This is a genomic window from Klebsiella sp. 7-CIP_Kleb. (assembly GCF_050378655.1).
GTDB lineage: Bacteria > Pseudomonadota > Gammaproteobacteria > Enterobacterales > Enterobacteriaceae > Klebsiella > Klebsiella quasipneumoniae.
Window position 1 is genome coordinate 1 of the sequence record NZ_JBNRLJ010000044.1, and the last position, 461, is coordinate 461.

General features: G+C 48.2%; 1 protein-coding gene. It reads left to right on the forward strand.

From position 1 onward, the window contains the following. Positions 1-461 (forward strand): hypothetical protein (locus ACQUTI_RS26355; RefSeq protein ID WP_428923433.1); only part of this gene is annotated, 461 nt, incomplete at both ends.

Genomic DNA, 461 nt, shown 5'->3' on the forward strand with positions numbered 1-461 from the left:
ATGCCGTCATATGAGTTGATTGAACCGCTGATCAACCTCATCGAATCTGTTTTGTATGCCGACAATGACGAGTATTCCCGCTCTCCGGCAGATTCTGCAATCATGGACAAAAACCACCGCTGGTTATTGCAGTGGCATGGTGATGAAATCTGGCTGAAGAACGCGGATATCAAAGGCACTCTGAAGATTAAAGACCTTCAGGTCTCCGGTGACGTCTCTTTTGACGATGCGACAATCAACAGACTGAGTGTTTCCAGCCTGGACACTGATACGATTTCTATTGGCGGTGTTGAAATACCGGTGTCGTTCGCGAGTCCCGATGAGTACGCCCGTTCGCCTGCAGACTCCGCAATTATGGATAAAAACCATAGGTGGCTGATGTTCTGGGAGGGCGACAAGTTAAATCTCAAAAACCTTGCAGTTAAATATGGGTTGACCGCCGGGAAAATCGATACCAGCGA